Origin of the sequence: Pseudoclavibacter sp. Marseille-Q434 (assembly GCF_050315415.1) — a bacterium.
GTDB lineage: Bacteria > Actinomycetota > Actinomycetes > Actinomycetales > Microbacteriaceae > Pseudoclavibacter.
Map to the genome: position 1 here is coordinate 696,383 of NZ_JBNPQH010000002.1, position 14,133 is coordinate 710,515.

The window sequence follows — 14,133 nt, forward strand, 5'->3', positions numbered from 1 at the left end:
ATGCTGGTCATCGCGCGCGCCGGCGCCGTGTCACACGTCGGCAAGGTCAGGAGCAACAACCAGGACTCCGGGTTCGTCGGAACCCACCTGTTCGTCGTTGCCGATGGCATGGGCGGACACGCGGGCGGCGACGTCGCGAGCGCGATCGCCGTCAAGCACTTCGCCGAGAACGACGAGCAGTACGCGGGCACCGACGACGCCCAGCACGCCATGACGGAGATGCTGCTCGATGCGAACTCGCTCATCGCGGGGGCGGTCGAGGAGCACAGCGAGCTTCGCGGCATGGGCACGACCGTGAGCGCCCTGAGCCTCGTCGGCGAGTCCCTGGTGCTCGCCCACATCGGCGACTCGCGGGTGTACCGCTTCCGCGACGGTTCCCTCGTGCAGATGACGGTCGACCACACGTTCGTGCAGCGACTCGTGGATGCTGGCCGCATCACGCCAGAAGAGGCGCTCACGCATCCGAGACGCTCGGTGCTCATGCGTGTGCTCGGTGACGTCGAGACGCGACCCGATGTCGACACCGAGGTGTTCGACATCCAGGAGGGCGACCGCTGGCTGCTCTGCTCCGACGGCCTCTCCAGCTACGTCGATGAGTCGCAGATCGAGCGGACGCTGGCTCGCATGGACGAGTCGAGCCGCGAGATCAGCGATGACCTCGTGCAGCTGGCGCTCGACAACGGGGCGCCGGACAACGTGACGGTCGTGCTGCTGGAGATCGGCACGGCGCCGCTCGAGCCGATGAAGACGCGTGTCGTCGGCTCGGCCGCGAACCCGCTGCGCTACTCCGCGAACCTGCAGAAGCGCAGCAACCAGATCATCCCGTCGATTCTGCACCCGCTGCGGCGTCCCGCGCCTCGCCCGCAGGACGAGGAGTTCGTGCCCTTCAGCGACGAGGCACTCCAGGAGCTGATCGCCGAGGACAAGCGGCGCAAGCGCGTCCGGCAGTTCTCGTGGCTTGCCGCGTCCATCGTCTTCATCGCAGCAGTCGCCGGCGCGGGCCTCTTCGCCTACAACTGGACGCAGCAGCAGTACTACGTCGGCGAGAACGTCGGCTATGTGGCCATCTACCAGGGCGTGCAGCAGGGCATCGGGCCGATCACGCTGCACGAGCTGACCGAGACGACCGACATCAAGATCTCCTCACTGCCCGAGTACCAGCAGTCGCAGGTCGACAGAACGATCAGCGCCGGTGACCGCGAGGCGGCCAACGAGATCGTGGAACGGCTTCGAGATGCCGTCCCTGAGTAGCCCGTTCCGGAGCGGGGCCCGCGAGCAGGCGCCCGTCGTGCCTGGCGCGCCCCGCAAGACCGGCCAGGGGCTCCGCAACATGGAGCTCGGCCTGCTGGTGTTCGCCTTCATCATCAACTTCTCCGCGCTGCTGCTCGTGCAGCTGGGCGTCCGCGGCACCTTCGACTTCAACGTCGTGACGCTCTCGGCCATCATCGGAGCGCTCACCCTCGGCGTGAACATCGTGCTGCGATTCCGTGCGCCTGGCGCCGACCCCTTCATCCTGCCCATCGCGGCGGTGCTCAACGGCCTCGGCATCGCGATGATCTACCGGATCGATCTCAGCAACCCTGACCTCGAGGGCGTCTTCTGGACTCCGTCGACGCAGCAGATCGTGCTGACGATGCTCGCCGTCGGCGTCGCCATCGCCGTGCTCATCGCCCTGAAGAACCACCGGGTCCTGCAGCGCTACACGTACGTGTTCATGGCCGTGGCCATCGTGCTGCTCCTGCTGCCGCTCATCCCCGGCCTCGGGCGCACCGACGTGGCGGCGCGCGTGTGGATCAGCATCGCCGGCTTCTCGTTCCAACCCGGTGAGATCGCGAAGATCGCCCTGGCGATCTTCTTCGCCGGCTACCTCGTGACGGCCCGCGACTCGCTCTCCGTCGTCGGCAAGAAGTTCCTGTGGATGCGCTTCCCCCGCATCCGGGACCTCGGTCCGATCCTCGTCGTCTGGGCCGTCTGCATGGGCGTGCTCGTCTTCCAGCGTGACCTCGGCACCTCGCTGCTCTACTTCGGCCTGTTCCTCGTCATGGTCTTCGTCTCGACCGGGCGTCTGTCATGGGTGCTCATCGGCCTCGGCCTGTTCATCGGCGGTGCGCTCATCGCGGCCAACACGCTCGGCTACGTCGAGTTCCGAGTGCACGCCTGGCTCGACCCGTTCGACCAGGAGATGTACGACGCCGACGGCGGCAGCTTCCAGCTCGTGACGGGCCTCTTCGGCCTCGGGGCCGGCGGCCTCATCGGCAAGGGACTCGGCTCCGGCAGCCCGGGCACGACCCCCCTCGCCTCCAGCGACTTCATCATCGCGGCCATCGGCGAGGAGCTCGGCATGGCCGGCATCTTCGTCGTGCTGCTGCTCTTCGTGATCTTCGTGGCACGCGGGTTCCGCATCGGCCAGCAGGGCGTCGACGACTTCGGCCGCCTCCTCGCGACCGGGCTCGCGTTCACGATCGCCCTGCAGGTGTTCGTCGTCGCGGGTGGCGTGATGCGCGTCATCCCGCTGACGGGCCTCACGATGCCGTTCATGGCTGCCGGTGGCTCGAGCCTGCTCGCCAACTGGATCATCGTCGCCATCCTGCTGAGACTGAGCGACACCGTGCGTAACGTGCCGACGGAGGCGATCGACGAATGAGCAAGAACATCCGCCTGGTCGGCGTCCTCGTCATGATCATGTTCATGTCGCTGTTCGTGGCGTCGACCAGCATCCAGGTCTTCCAGGCCGAGACGCTGCGGGACGACCCGCGCAACAGCCGCACCCGCGAGGAGAGCTTCGAGATCCAGCGTGGCCCGATCCTCGTCAACGGCACCCCGATCGCGTCCTCGACCCCCGTCGACTCGGAGTACAAGTACCAGCGTCTCTACGAGAACGGACCGCTGTACGCGGCCGTGACCGGGTACTACTCGGTCGACGGGGCGTCAACGGGACTCGAAGGCGCACTCAACCCCGAGCTCTCCGGCAACAGCGACACGCAGTTCTTCCAGGGACTCGAGCGCCTCTTCACCGGCCAGGACCCGGCAGGAGCAGCCGTCGAGACGACGATCGACCCAGTCGCGCAGCAGACGGCCGCGGATGCACTCGGAGAGCTCAAGGGCGCGGTCGTGGCGACCAACCCTGCGACGGGCGCGATCCTCGCGATGTACTCCACACCGACCTACGACCCGGCGTCGATGGCCAGCCACGACCAGACAAGCGTGCTCGAGGCGTACAACGCGCTGCTGGCCGACCCCAACGATCCGCTCAGCAACCGGGCCATCGGCGGCAACATGAACCCGCCAGGCTCCGTCTTCAAGCTCGTGGTCGCCGCTGCCGCGCTCGAGGACGGCCTCGCGACCGCCGAGTCGCCGCTGCCCAACCCGGCGACCCTCACGCTCCCCGGCACCAACGTCGCCGTGAACAACCCCTCAGCCGGCGCGAAGTGCGGCAGCGGCGACACGACGAATCTCCGCATCGCCCTCGAGCAGTCCTGCAATGTGCCGTTCGCGCAGCTCGCCATGGACCTCGGGGCGGAGCGCGTGCGCGAGATGGCTGAGGCCTTCGGCTTCAACCACGAGTTCGAGGTGCCGATGACGGCAAGCGCCAGCACGTATCCCACCGCACTCGAAGACGACGCGCAGCTCGCGCTCACCGGTTTCGGCCAGTTCGACGTGCGGGCGACTCCACTCCAGTTCGCAATGATCTCTGCGGCAATCGCCAACGGCGGCGAGGTCATGAACCCATCGCTTGTAGAGAGCATCCAGACGCCGACGTTCCAGGAGATCCAGGGGCCCGAGATCTCGAGCTTCGGGCGAGCCATCAGCGAGGAGACTGCGGCATCACTCCAGTCGATGATGGAGGGAAGCGTGAACTCGGGCGTCGCCAGTAATGCAAGAATTGACGGGATCAACGTGGCTGGGAAGACAGGGACCGCGGAGAACGGCGAAGGCGAGCCGTACTCGCTGTGGTTCACAGGATTCGCCGAATCAGGCGATACGCAGATCGCGGTCGCGGTAGTGCTCGAAGACGGTGGCGGAATGGGACAGTCTGGGACGGGCAACGGCCTGGCGGCGACGATTGGGCAGCAAGTGATGAAGGCGGTGCTGAGCAGATGAGACCAGCTGCAGGTGTTTCGTTCGGAGACCGGTACAAGCTGAGCTCGCGCATCGCCATCGGCGGTATGGGCGAGGTCTGGGAGGCGACCGATCAGGTGATCGGTCGCACCGTGGCGATCAAGATCCTCAAAGACGAGTACATGGGCGACCCCGGCTTCCTCGAGCGCTTCCGTGCCGAGGCGAGGCACGCCGCTCTGGTGAACCACGAGGGCATCGCCAACGTGTACGACTACGGCGAGGAGAACGGCTCCGCCTACCTCGTCATGGAGCTCGTGCCCGGGGAGGCGCTGTCGACCGTGCTGGAGCGCGAGCGTGTGCTCCCTCCGGACCAGGTCATGGACATCGTGTCGCAGACGGCGCTCGCCCTGCACGCCGCCCACAAGGCCGGCCTCGTGCACCGTGACATCAAGCCCGGAAACCTGCTCATCACCCCCGACCGCCGGGTGAAGATCACCGACTTCGGCATCGCCCGCATCGCCGACCAGGTGCCCCTGACGGCGACCGGTCAGGTCATGGGCACCGTGCAGTACCTCTCGCCCGAGCAGGCTTCGGGTCACGCGGCGAACCCCGCAACCGACATCTACTCGCTCGGCATCGTCGCCTATGAGGCACTCGCCGGGCGGCGTCCGTTCACCGGCGAGTCGCAGGTCGCGATCGCGATGGCCCACATCAACGACGAGCCGCCTGCGCTGCCCGTCACGGTGCCAGAGCCCGTCCGCAACCTGGTCCTCGCCGCGATCGCCAAGAAGCCAGACGACCGCCCGGCGTCCGCCGAGGTGTTCGCCAGGGCTGCTCGTGCGCTCCGCGACGGCAACGTGACCCGCGCGGCGCAGGCCGTGCCAGCGGTCCTCGGGCTCACCGCTGCTGACGAGGTCGGCGACGCGACCGCCCCGCTCGACCGCACGGCGGTCATGGATGAGGGTGCGCGCACCACGGTGCTCGGCACCGCCGCGGGCACCACCGAGGTCATGAAGGACGACTTCGACACGCTCATCGGCGGCACGCCCGTCGAGGGCGAGGAGCAGTCGGATGCTCTCGTCTCTCCTGCCACGGACGAGCGGAAGAAGCCCGCGGCGTGGGTCTGGGTGCTCATCGGCGCCATCGTGCTCTTCGCCGCTGCGCTCGCCTGGTTCGCCGTCGCGCTGCTGAACAGCAACGCGCCCGCCGCGACGACGCCGCCGGCGACCACTGCAGAGACGACAGCTGTGGAGACCCCACCGGAAGAGCCGACCCCGACGGTCAGCACGCCGACCACGGTCTCCATCGCGCAGGGTGACTTCATCGGCCTCGACTACGACACGGCCGCCACTCGCATCTCCGAGCTGGGACTGACCCCGGCCCGTGCCGTGGGACCTGTGGCGACGAACCCGGATGACGTCAACACGGTGACCGCGGTCAGCCCGACCGGCACCGTCGACCTCGGTTCGACCGTGACCCTCACGGTCTACGACAGCATGGCGACGCCGAACACGCCGACGACCGCCCCCACGGTCACCGTCAACGCGGCCGGAACGCAGGCCAGCATCAGCTGGCCCTCGTTCCAGTGCCCTCCTGGTCAGAGCCTCTCGAGCTACAACGTCAACGTGTCGGGTGCAGAGTTGCAGGATGACCCCGGAACCGCGACCACGGCCACGGCCACGGTGAGCGAGGGATCCTCGATCGTCGAGGCCTCCTACAGCGCGACATGCGGCTCGGGGAACACCAGTGCCGATTCACCCACGGGTTCCGCGACGGTCCCGGAAGTGAACACGCCCGACCCGACGCCGTCTTCGTCCACTCCTCCCGGAGCGTAGGGGACGAGGGTCGCTCCCGCACGGTGGCGCGAGGCAACGAATTCGCCCAACTCCATGCATGCACATGAAACGTGCGGTTCACAGCACCGATGGCACCGTTCACCCATTCCGGGCGAGATAAGATCGGCAGACTAACGAGGCTTGAGCTTGGTGGACACCGCCAAGGGGAGAGGAGCTTGCTTCCGTGATGCAGGGCGAACGCACGCTCGCGGGCCGATACGACATCGGCCGGCGAATTGGTCGTGGAGGTATGGCTGAGGTCTACCTCGGGACCGATGAGCGCCTCGGCCGACGCGTCGCCGTCAAGCTCCTCAACACGCAGCTCTCGGGTGAGCCCGACTTCCGCTCGCGCTTCCGCCAGGAGGCGCAGGCGGCCGCGCGAATGACGCATCCGACGATCGTGCGCGTCTTCGACGCAGGCGAGGACACGTTCGTGCGCGCCGACGGGCACGAGCTCGTCGTCCCCTACATCGTCATGGAGTACATCGAGGGGCAGCAGCTCCGCGATGTCATGGCCGGCGCTCCCCTCGCGGACACCCAGATCCACGAGTACATGACGGGCATCCTCACGGCGCTCGAGTACTCGCACCGTGCAGGTGTCGTGCACCGCGACATCAAGCCGGGAAACATCATGATCACGCCGGAGGACACGGTCAAGGTCATGGACTTCGGCATCGCCCGTGCCATCTCCGACACCGCTGGCACGATCGCACAGACCACCGCCATCCTCGGCACCGCCTCGTACTTCTCGCCAGAGCAGGCGAAGGGCGAGAACGTCGACGGACGAAGCGATCTCTACTCGGCTGGCATCGTGCTCTACGAGATGCTCACGGGCAAGGTCCCCTTCCAGGGCGACTCAGCGGTCGCCGTGGCGTACCAGCACGTCACCGAGCGCCCGATCGACGCGAACGAGATCAACCCGAAGGTCTCGAAGGCCATGAACGCGGTCGTGAAGCGGTCGCTCGCGAAGAGCCGAGAGGATCGCTACCAGTCGGCCTCTGAGTTCCGCCGTGACCTCGACCTCGCAGCCCAGGGCATCATGCCGGCCTTCGCGACGAAGGTGGAGGACGACGACCGCACGCAGCTGTTCGGCCCAGCGCCTTCCGGTGTGAGTGCAACAGAGTCGGCGTTCAACTCGCTCTCCGAGACCGATGACCGCGCACCGCAGGTGCAGCGTCGCCCTCCGGCGATGTGGATCTGGGGCGCCGCGGCGCTCCTCGTCGTCGTCATCGTCGCCGTCAGCATCTGGGTCTCGCAGCTGCCGCAGGCAGGTCAGCTCCCCGATACGAGTGTCGATGTACCGGATGTCGTCGGCGAGCAGTGGGACGCAGCGCGCACGACGCTCGAGGAGATCGGTCTGACTCCGGTACGCGAAGCGCAGACGAGCGAAGATGTTCCCGAGAACCAGGTCATCAGCACGACTCCAGGGTCCGGACTCAGCGTCTCACTCGGTCAGGAGATCACGGTCGTGGTCTCGACGGGACCGTCGGCGGTGACCATGCCAGACATCAACGGCATGACCGTCGAGCAGGCGACGGTTGCCCTGCAGGGTGCCGGACTGAGCGTCGGCCAGATCACGTCAGAGGACTCCCCGACCGTCGCAGCGGGCACGATCGTGCGCAGTGACCCCGCGGGCGGTTCGAGCGTCGCGGCGGCCTCCAGCGTCAACCTCGTGACCTCCACGGGCAACGTGGCGCTGCCTGACCTCCTGGGACAGCCGCTCGAGTCGGCGACGGCGACCTTGCGAGAGCTGGGACTCCTCGCGGTCGTGAAGCAGGACCCGGGCTGCCTCGCGGTCGAGGGCAACCCGATCGTGAACATGTCGGTGCCTCCGGGACCCGTCGCCCAGCACTCGCAGGTCGAGGTCACCTACTGCACGTCGGAGCCCGCGCCGACACCGACGACGACGACTCCCGACGCCACGCCGAGCGGTGCGCCCTCGACGCCTCCGGAGGATTGATCCACCTCCCCGCACACAGTTGATCAGAGTCGAGGGCCCCTTCCGCTTCGCGGGAGGGGCCCTCGATCAGTTCTGAGCCGGAGCCTGGGACAGCACGCCGAGACCGACGGTGACGTCGTTCTGGGGTGTGAGAAGGGCATCCACCCAAGGGAACGCGAAGAAGACCAGGCCGTAGAGTGCCGCGGCGATGAGGACCAGGGCGATGAGCAGCTTCACGGGCCAGGGGCCGGGGAGCACTCGCCAGAGGGCGCCGTACATCAGAGACCTCCCTGGCTCGCGACCGAGGCCGCTATCGATGCTGGCGGACCGTCGGCTCTCGGAGTGAAGGTGTCGAAGACCGCGTAGCCGATGATGCGCTCTGCGGTCGACCAGAACGGGTTGCAGCTCATGATCATCATGAGCCGGTCGGTGCCCGTCTGCTCGGGGTACCGCGGCACCGAACCCAGCACGTCCACCTGGGTCGGTGCGACGTACTCACCTGATCTGTAGGAGTAGGTGTACCAGCCGTCGGCCGTCTCGACGACGAGCTCATCACCGAGCTGCAGCTCGTGGATCTTCTGCATGGACGCCCCGTAGGCGAGGCGATGGCCCGCGATCGCGAAATTGCCGACCTCGCCGGGCATCTGCGAATCCGGGTAGTGGCCGATGTTGTGGTCGAGCACCTCATGCTGCTCGATGCCCTGCGCGATGGGACGGGCGTAGTCGGCGCCCCAGGTGGGCACGTAGAGGATCGCGAACCGCTCGTTGGTGACGGTCGGTGCCGAGGAGATGGGGATGCCGATCGCGGGGTCGGTCGTGGTCACGGTCGTGGCTTCCTCGCCACCCTCGGCGAGCACCTGGCTGAGCTCCTGCCCGGCTTGGTTCTGCTCCTCGCCGACGATGAGGTCGTTGAGCCAGTACTTCCAACCGACGAAGAGGAGCATGACGACTCCGAGCGTCATGAGGACTTCTCCGGAGACACCCACGACGCTGAGCTTGCGGCGCGGCCTGGAGCCGGATGAGGGACGCTGACCTCTGCTCGAGCTCTGACGCTGACGGGTCTCATTTTCGAGGGCACGCCGCTGGGCCCGAGTCTGGTAGCCGTCGTCGTCGGCGAGGAGCGACTCGATCGAGGTGGTCCCGTCGTCTCGTCCAGGCCGTTCAGCAGATGGCATAGGAGCAATCATAGATAGGATGGCCCGCATGTCTCGTGAGAAGTCCAGCGGCTCCAAGTCCGACGAGCCGGAGAAGAAGACTCCGGCCGGTACGAAGAAGCACCGTTCGTCCGAAGCGTCCGCCGCAGCGGCCGCTCTCGCGGCGACCGAGAAGCAGCGCAGGCAGAAGCGCGCAGCTGGTGTCGCCGACAGCGATGAGCGCAACCCGAACCCGGTCTGGTTCAAGCCGCTCATGTTCGGCTTCCTGATCGTCGGGTTCCTCTGGATCATCGTCTTCTACCTGACGAGCGGCGCGTTTCCCATCGCCGAGCTCGGGTCGTGGAACATCCTCGTCGGGTTCGGCATCGCGTTCATCGGCTTCATCATGACGACGAACTGGCGCTAGCCGCTTCCTTCTCCACACGAGCTCGAATTACAGCTGTGTAATTCATCCCCAGGTGTGCATAACCCTGTGGATAACTTTTGTGCATAGCTCTCTGTGGCGGAGAAGCCACATAGCAAGAAGCCGCGCATCCCGATGGATGCGCGGCTTCTTGCGTTCCGAGTGACTACCCGGCGATACCCAGCGGCAGCTGCGAGACGCTCGCGGTGGCGCCGACCACGATGAGCACACCGAGCGCCGCCACTATCCAGAGCCCCTTCCGCGACGGCTTCGCCGACTTCGACTCCCACAGGAACAGCCACGAGCAGAGCGCGCCGGTGACAAGGCCACCGAGGTGGGCCTGCCAGGCGATGCCCGGGATGACGAACCCCATGACGACGTTGATGCCCACGAGCACGATGAGCGACATAGTGTTCATGCGCGCTTGCCGCATGACGACGAAGTAGGCGCCGAAGAGGCCGAAGACGGCACCGGATGCGCCCAGGACGGTCGTGTTCGGTGCGACGAGGGCGATCGCGAGCGAGCCCCCGAGCGCGCTGACGATATACAGCGCCGCGAACCTGAGATGCCCGTACACCTGCTCGAGGACGCGCCCGAAGATCCACAGCGTCAGCATGTTGAACGCGAGGTGGAAGACGGTCGAGTGCGCGAAGGCCGACGTCAGCATGCGCCACGGTTCGAACGCACCACTCCCGACGTGGGAGTAGATGCCGTGATAGACGAGGAGGCCAGTGACCAGATCGCCGGTCACCTGCTGGAGGAGCCAGAGGACGGTCGAGACGCCGATGATGGCGTACGTGACGAGCGGTCGCTGGTCTTGCCCGAGCCGTCGCAGCCGCGTTCGCGCTGAAGGACGCTGAGCGGCCTTGGCTCTCGCATTCGACTCCCGGATGCACTCAGGACAGATCACGCCGACAGGCGCGAGCGTCTGGCACTCGGGGCAGACGGTGCGGCCGCACCGCTGACAGAGCACGAAGCTCTGTCGGTCTGGGTGTCGATAACAGAAGTTCTCACGCTGCTGCGACAGCTCGGGTGATGTCATTCGTGAAGAGGAACCTGGAGCCTAGAGCTGCTCGACGGTGACGCTCTCGATGACGACGTCCTTGAGCGGCTTGTCACGGCCATCGGTCGGAACCTTGGCGATCGCGTCCACGACCGTGCGCGACTCGTCATCGGCGACGCGGCCGAAGATGGTGTGCTTGCCCTGCAGCCACGGCGTCGGGTCCGTCGTGATGAAGAACTGCGATCCGTTCGTTCCGCGGCCGAGCTGCTTGCCGGCGTTCGCCATGGCGAAGATGTAGGGCTCGTTGAAGTTGAGCTCGGGGTGGATCTCGTCGTCGAACGCGAAACCGGGGCCGCCGGTTCCGGTGCCCGTGGGGTCGCCGCCCTGGATCATGAAGTTGGGGATGATGCGGTGGAAGATCACGCCGTCGTAGAGGGGCGTGCTCTTGGTCTGGCCGTCACGAGGGTCGGTCCATTCCAGCTCGCCCGTGGCGAGACCCACGATGGTCTTGACCGTGTTCGGCGCGTGGTTGCCGAACAGCTCCACCTTGATGGGGCCGTGGTTCGTGTTGATCGTTGCAAGTGCAGTGGCGATTGACATGCTCGTCATCTTTCCATAGCCGTCCGACTTCTCTCCTGCCTGTCCGCCGACAGCGTGCGGTGATTCAGGTTGCGTGTGGCAGAAGCGTGCCAAGATATGCACTACCTACTTGTCAACGTCCGGAGGTACCAATGGCCCTTTCACGGAAGCAGTCGCGTGAACTCAAGCGTCTCCGCAAGGACGCAACAAACCTGTGGAGCGAGCAGCAGTCTGTCATCGAGCACGCTCGTGGCATCCTGCAGTCCGCTGGAGTGAGCGCGAAGGGCTTGGCTGAGTCCGAGCTCGTCCCCGCTCTGCAGAAGAGCTACGACAACAACGTTCGCCCGAGCTTCGACCGCGGCTACAGCGTGGCCCGCGAAAAGTACGAAGACGCGAGCGTCCGCTTCAACGGCAAGGTCCTCCCCGTCGTCGCCGGCCTCTCGGGCTCGGTGGCTGGCACGGTCAGCAACCTCGCTTCGAAGAACCACGACCTCAAGGACGTCGCCGGCTCCGCGAAGAAGGTCTCGAAAGAGCTGAACTCGCGCGCCAAGAAGGCATCGAAGGCGTACGACAAGAAGTACAACAGCTCCGGCGTCGGCGTCGGCGGCTGGCTGCTCATCGGTGCTGGCGTCGCAGCTGTCGCTGCTGTGGGCTACGCCCTCTGGCAGACCTTCCGCGCAGATGACGACCTGTGGATCGCTGACGAGGAGCTCGACGCTCCCGTCACCACGGTCTCGCCCGCATCGGCCGCGAAGTAGTTCGCGCGCTCCTGCATCTGACTGGCCCCGCGCTCACCTCGTGAGTTGCGGGGCTTCGTCGTAGGTGCCGGTGATGAGCTGTGCCAGCGCGTCCGCCATCACGGGCTTCGCGCCCCGCCACCAGGCGAGCCGCACTTCGATGGCCGGAGCGTCGCGCAGGGGCCGGTAGACGACCCCCGGTCGGGGGTGCTGGGCGGCCGTGGCCTCGCTGGTCACGCCGAAGACATCGCCATCCGCGATCAGGGTCAGCCACTCGTCGAGGGAGGTGGTCGGGATGAAGATGGGCGATCGGTCAGCCTGCCAGAGTGAGCCGACTGTGGTGCCGGTCCGTGCATCCACCGCGAGGGTCTTGCCGGCGAAGTCGTCGAGGACCAGGGTTCGCCTGCGCGCGAGCGGGTCTTCCTTCGACAGGACTGCGACCCGTCGCTCTTTCCCGACGAGAACGGTCTCGATGCGGGGATCGCGGGGTGCCGTGCGGAGGACGGCGAGCTCGGCTTCACCATCCAGGAGTCCGGCCGTCGCCGTGTTGCTCTGCCGGAAGACAAGATGTGATTCAGGATGCTCGGCTCGCCAGCGTCGTTGCACGGTGCTCGTGTGCGCGCCGAGCGTCGACCAGGCGTAGCCGACCCGAAGTTCCCGGGTCGCCGCATTCGCTTCGTCGCCGATGAGGCTCACTTCGAGGAGGACGCGGCGCGCTCGGGCCAGGATCCGCTCGCCGAGGGGGGTGAGCGCCACATGACGTGTGGAGCGGGAGAGGAGCTGCGCACCGAGCTGGGTCTCGAGCGCGAGGATGGCACGCGACACGGCCGCCTGCGAGCAGTGCATCTCGATGGCCGCATCGGTGAAGGTGCCCGCGTCGACGACCGCGGCGAGGGCGCGGAGGTGGCGGAGCTCGAGACTCATGCGCCAAGCGTATAACTCCCGCGTGTCATGCATTTCTGCGCTCGGTTCACCAGGGACACGATTGGCGCATGACTGGAACCGCGGACACGACGATGCCGAACGCTGCCGCGCCGCGCAGCGTCCTCGCCGGCTCGGCGCTGCTGACCGGCAGCGGGCTCTCCAATCAGCTCGGTGCCGCGTTCGGAGCACTCGCCTTCGATTCCCTTGGCACCGCGGGAGTCGTCGCCGTCCGCCAGCTCGTGTCGGCCGCCATCCTGCTGCCGGTTGCCCGGCCACGGCTGCGGAGCTTCACCTGGGCGCAGTGGTGGCCGGCATTGCTGCTCGGACTCGTCCTGGCGACCATGAACCTGTCCCTCTACGCGGCCGTCGATCGCATCGGGCTGGGGCTGGCCGTCACCCTCGAGTTCCTCGGCCCACTCGCTGTCGCGCTGTCCTCGTCGCGCACGCGGGCGGATCTGCTTCTCGCGGCGGGCGCCGCCGTCGGCGTGTACGTGCTGCTGCTGCCCGACGGGTCCAGCGATCTCCTCGGCTACGCGTTCGGCCTGCTCGCTGCCTGCTGCTGGGCCAGCTACATCCTGCTCAATCGGATGCTCGGAGGCCGCCTGACCGGCCTCCAGGCGCCTGCCACAGCCACGCTGGTCTCGAGCCTTCTGACACTGCCCATCACCGTGCAGCTGATCGCCGACGGGAAGTTCCTGGGCTGGCCACTACTGCTCGCGGCGGTCTCCGGCCTGCTGTGCTCCGTCATCCCCTACTCGATCGACATCATCGCGCTCCGCTGGGTGACCACGAGGTTCTTCGGGGTGTTCATGAGCATCAACCCGATGTTCGCGGCGCTCGCCGGAGTTGCCGTGCTCGGTCAGGTGCCCGTCGCGCACGAGTGGGTCGGCATGGCCATGATCGTCGGCGTCAACGCTGTCGCCGTGTCACGCGGCCTCCGCGGGGGCCGTAGCACCGAGGAGACGCGGAGAGACGCCGGAGGAGCTCAGTGAGCGGCGCGGAGAGAACGCAGGTGCCCGTTGGCGGGGCGTTCCGCGTGGAGCCTGAGCCCCACATCCACGAGCGACACGGTGCGAAGCGCGGCCACCTCCGCGAGGTCGAACCAGCGAGCCTCATCCGTTGAGCCGCCGCGCTCGTTGCGCAGCTCGCCGCTCACGATGCTCGCCTCGTAGACGATCCGGACCGACTGCATCGGCGTCTTGCCCGGCTCGAGCCGGTCACGGCCCGCGATGATGTGCGAGTCGATGCCGAGGAGGTGGTCGATGGAGGCGTGGTAGCCGGTCTCTTCCCAGATCTCGCGGACGACGCCGTCGATGGGGTCCTCGCCCGGGTCCGTTCCGCCGCCGGGCAGGGTCCAGCCTGAGCGACCACGGTCATGCCAGTGCGCGAGGAGGATCTGCCCGTCGCGCACGATGACACCGTAGGAAGCGAGTCGTCGATGCACGGAACCCCCAAAGATCTCTGCCGGGGTCTCGAGGTCAGCGGCCCGGTGCCTGGCCG

At 66.9% G+C, this 14,133-nt stretch carries 13 protein-coding genes and 1 pseudogene; 8 read left to right on the top strand and 6 right to left on the bottom strand.

Annotated elements, in window-relative coordinates; genetic code table 11:
* From ACQFZP_RS10210 to pknB, 5 genes are all read left to right on the top strand, one after another.
* Complete coding sequence (locus tag ACQFZP_RS10210) at positions 1-1,251, top strand: Stp1/IreP family PP2C-type Ser/Thr phosphatase (protein WP_179555463.1); 1,251 nt, start codon at positions 1-3, stop codon at positions 1,249-1,251.
* Complete coding sequence (locus tag ACQFZP_RS10215; RefSeq protein WP_179555464.1) at positions 1,235-2,644, top strand: FtsW/RodA/SpoVE family cell cycle protein; 1,410 nt, start codon at positions 1,235-1,237, stop codon at positions 2,642-2,644. Before ACQFZP_RS10210 ends, ACQFZP_RS10215 begins: the two co-directional genes overlap by 17 nt.
* On the top strand, positions 2,641-4,101 hold the full coding sequence (locus ACQFZP_RS10220) for a peptidoglycan D,D-transpeptidase FtsI family protein (protein ID WP_179555465.1): 1,461 nt from the start codon (positions 2,641-2,643) through the stop codon (positions 4,099-4,101). Before ACQFZP_RS10215 ends, ACQFZP_RS10220 begins: the two co-directional genes overlap by 4 nt.
* Positions 4,098-5,894, top strand: coding sequence for a protein kinase domain-containing protein (locus tag ACQFZP_RS10225; protein WP_211891230.1), 1,797 nt, complete (start codon positions 4,098-4,100; stop codon positions 5,892-5,894). Before ACQFZP_RS10220 ends, ACQFZP_RS10225 begins: the two co-directional genes overlap by 4 nt.
* A 187-nt stretch (positions 5,895-6,081) precedes the next feature.
* Entirely contained in the window at positions 6,082-7,854 is a 1,773-nt protein-coding gene (gene pknB / locus ACQFZP_RS10230) for a Stk1 family PASTA domain-containing Ser/Thr kinase (protein ID WP_104310806.1), read from the top strand.
* 66 nt (positions 7,855-7,920) lie between these two features.
* Here pknB and ACQFZP_RS10235 read toward each other — a convergent pair whose 3' ends face one another.
* Together ACQFZP_RS10235 and ACQFZP_RS10240 are read right to left on the bottom strand one after the other, a co-directional pair.
* Complete coding sequence (locus ACQFZP_RS10235) at positions 7,921-8,112, bottom strand: hypothetical protein (protein WP_104310805.1); 192 nt, start codon at positions 8,110-8,112, stop codon at positions 7,921-7,923.
* Entirely contained in the window at positions 8,112-9,008 is an 897-nt protein-coding gene (locus ACQFZP_RS10240) for a class E sortase (RefSeq protein ID WP_211891231.1), read from the bottom strand. Before ACQFZP_RS10240 ends, ACQFZP_RS10235 begins: the two co-directional genes overlap by 1 nt.
* A gap of 148 nt (positions 9,009-9,156) precedes the next feature.
* On the opposite strand from ACQFZP_RS10240, the pseudogene ACQFZP_RS10245 reads away from it, so the two are divergent.
* Positions 9,157-9,393, top strand: a pseudogene (locus ACQFZP_RS10245) (cell division protein CrgA); the annotation flags it as partial.
* Positions 9,394-9,556: 163 nt separating this feature from the next.
* On the opposite strand, the gene ACQFZP_RS10250 reads toward ACQFZP_RS10245, so the two are convergent.
* The gene (locus tag ACQFZP_RS10250) at positions 9,557-10,300 is read right to left on the bottom strand and encodes a rhomboid family intramembrane serine protease (protein WP_307852814.1); all 744 of its coding nucleotides are present in this window, start codon (positions 10,298-10,300) and stop codon (positions 9,557-9,559) included.
* Positions 10,301-10,453: 153 nt separating this feature from the next.
* Complete coding sequence (locus ACQFZP_RS10255) at positions 10,454-10,993, bottom strand: peptidylprolyl isomerase (RefSeq protein WP_104310961.1); 540 nt, start codon at positions 10,991-10,993, stop codon at positions 10,454-10,456.
* 131 nt (positions 10,994-11,124) lie between these two features.
* Between ACQFZP_RS10255 and ACQFZP_RS10260 the strand changes: the two genes are divergently transcribed.
* The gene (locus ACQFZP_RS10260) at positions 11,125-11,730 is read left to right on the top strand and encodes a hypothetical protein (protein WP_104254443.1); all 606 of its coding nucleotides are present in this window, start codon (positions 11,125-11,127) and stop codon (positions 11,728-11,730) included.
* 33 nt (positions 11,731-11,763) lie between these two features.
* Here the strand turns inward: ACQFZP_RS10260 and ACQFZP_RS10265 are convergent, their stop codons facing one another.
* Complete coding sequence (locus ACQFZP_RS10265) at positions 11,764-12,633, bottom strand: LysR family transcriptional regulator (RefSeq protein ID WP_211891233.1); 870 nt, start codon at positions 12,631-12,633, stop codon at positions 11,764-11,766.
* A gap of 68 nt (positions 12,634-12,701) precedes the next feature.
* Here ACQFZP_RS10265 and ACQFZP_RS10270 point away from each other — a divergent pair, with 68 nt between their 5' ends.
* Complete coding sequence (locus ACQFZP_RS10270) at positions 12,702-13,625, top strand: EamA family transporter (RefSeq protein WP_249312288.1); 924 nt, start codon at positions 12,702-12,704, stop codon at positions 13,623-13,625.
* On the opposite strand, the gene ACQFZP_RS10275 is transcribed toward ACQFZP_RS10270, so the two are convergent.
* Positions 13,619-14,077: an NUDIX hydrolase gene (locus ACQFZP_RS10275; protein WP_104310960.1), complete on the bottom strand. Its 459-nt coding sequence runs from the start codon at positions 14,075-14,077 to the stop codon at positions 13,619-13,621. The two genes, ACQFZP_RS10270 and ACQFZP_RS10275, sit on opposite strands and share 7 nt — an antisense overlap.
* Positions 14,078-14,133 lie beyond the last annotated feature (56 nt).

What these genes read in the sequence shown, in the direction of transcription:
- ACQFZP_RS10210 (WP_179555463.1), top strand. Translation starts at nt 1, where the DNA reads ATGCTGGTCATCGCGCGCGCCGGCGCCGTGTCACACGTCGGCAAGGTC.
- ACQFZP_RS10240 (WP_211891231.1), bottom strand. Translation starts at nt 9,008, where the DNA reads ATGCCATCTGCTGAACGGCCTGGACGAGACGACGGGACCACCTCGATC.
- ACQFZP_RS10235 (WP_104310805.1), bottom strand. Translation starts at nt 8,112, where the DNA reads ATGTACGGCGCCCTCTGGCGAGTGCTCCCCGGCCCCTGGCCCGTGAAG.
- ACQFZP_RS10265 (WP_211891233.1), bottom strand. Translation starts at nt 12,633, where the DNA reads ATGAGTCTCGAGCTCCGCCACCTCCGCGCCCTCGCCGCGGTCGTCGAC.
- ACQFZP_RS10220 (WP_179555465.1), top strand. Translation starts at nt 2,641, where the DNA reads ATGAGCAAGAACATCCGCCTGGTCGGCGTCCTCGTCATGATCATGTTC.
- ACQFZP_RS10215 (WP_179555464.1), top strand. Translation starts at nt 1,235, where the DNA reads ATGCCGTCCCTGAGTAGCCCGTTCCGGAGCGGGGCCCGCGAGCAGGCG.
- ACQFZP_RS10255 (WP_104310961.1), bottom strand. Translation starts at nt 10,993, where the DNA reads ATGTCAATCGCCACTGCACTTGCAACGATCAACACGAACCACGGCCCC.
- pknB (WP_104310806.1), top strand. Translation starts at nt 6,082, where the DNA reads ATGCAGGGCGAACGCACGCTCGCGGGCCGATACGACATCGGCCGGCGA.
- ACQFZP_RS10270 (WP_249312288.1), top strand. Translation starts at nt 12,702, where the DNA reads ATGACTGGAACCGCGGACACGACGATGCCGAACGCTGCCGCGCCGCGC.
- ACQFZP_RS10225 (WP_211891230.1), top strand. Translation starts at nt 4,098, where the DNA reads ATGAGACCAGCTGCAGGTGTTTCGTTCGGAGACCGGTACAAGCTGAGC.
- ACQFZP_RS10260 (WP_104254443.1), top strand. Translation starts at nt 11,125, where the DNA reads ATGGCCCTTTCACGGAAGCAGTCGCGTGAACTCAAGCGTCTCCGCAAG.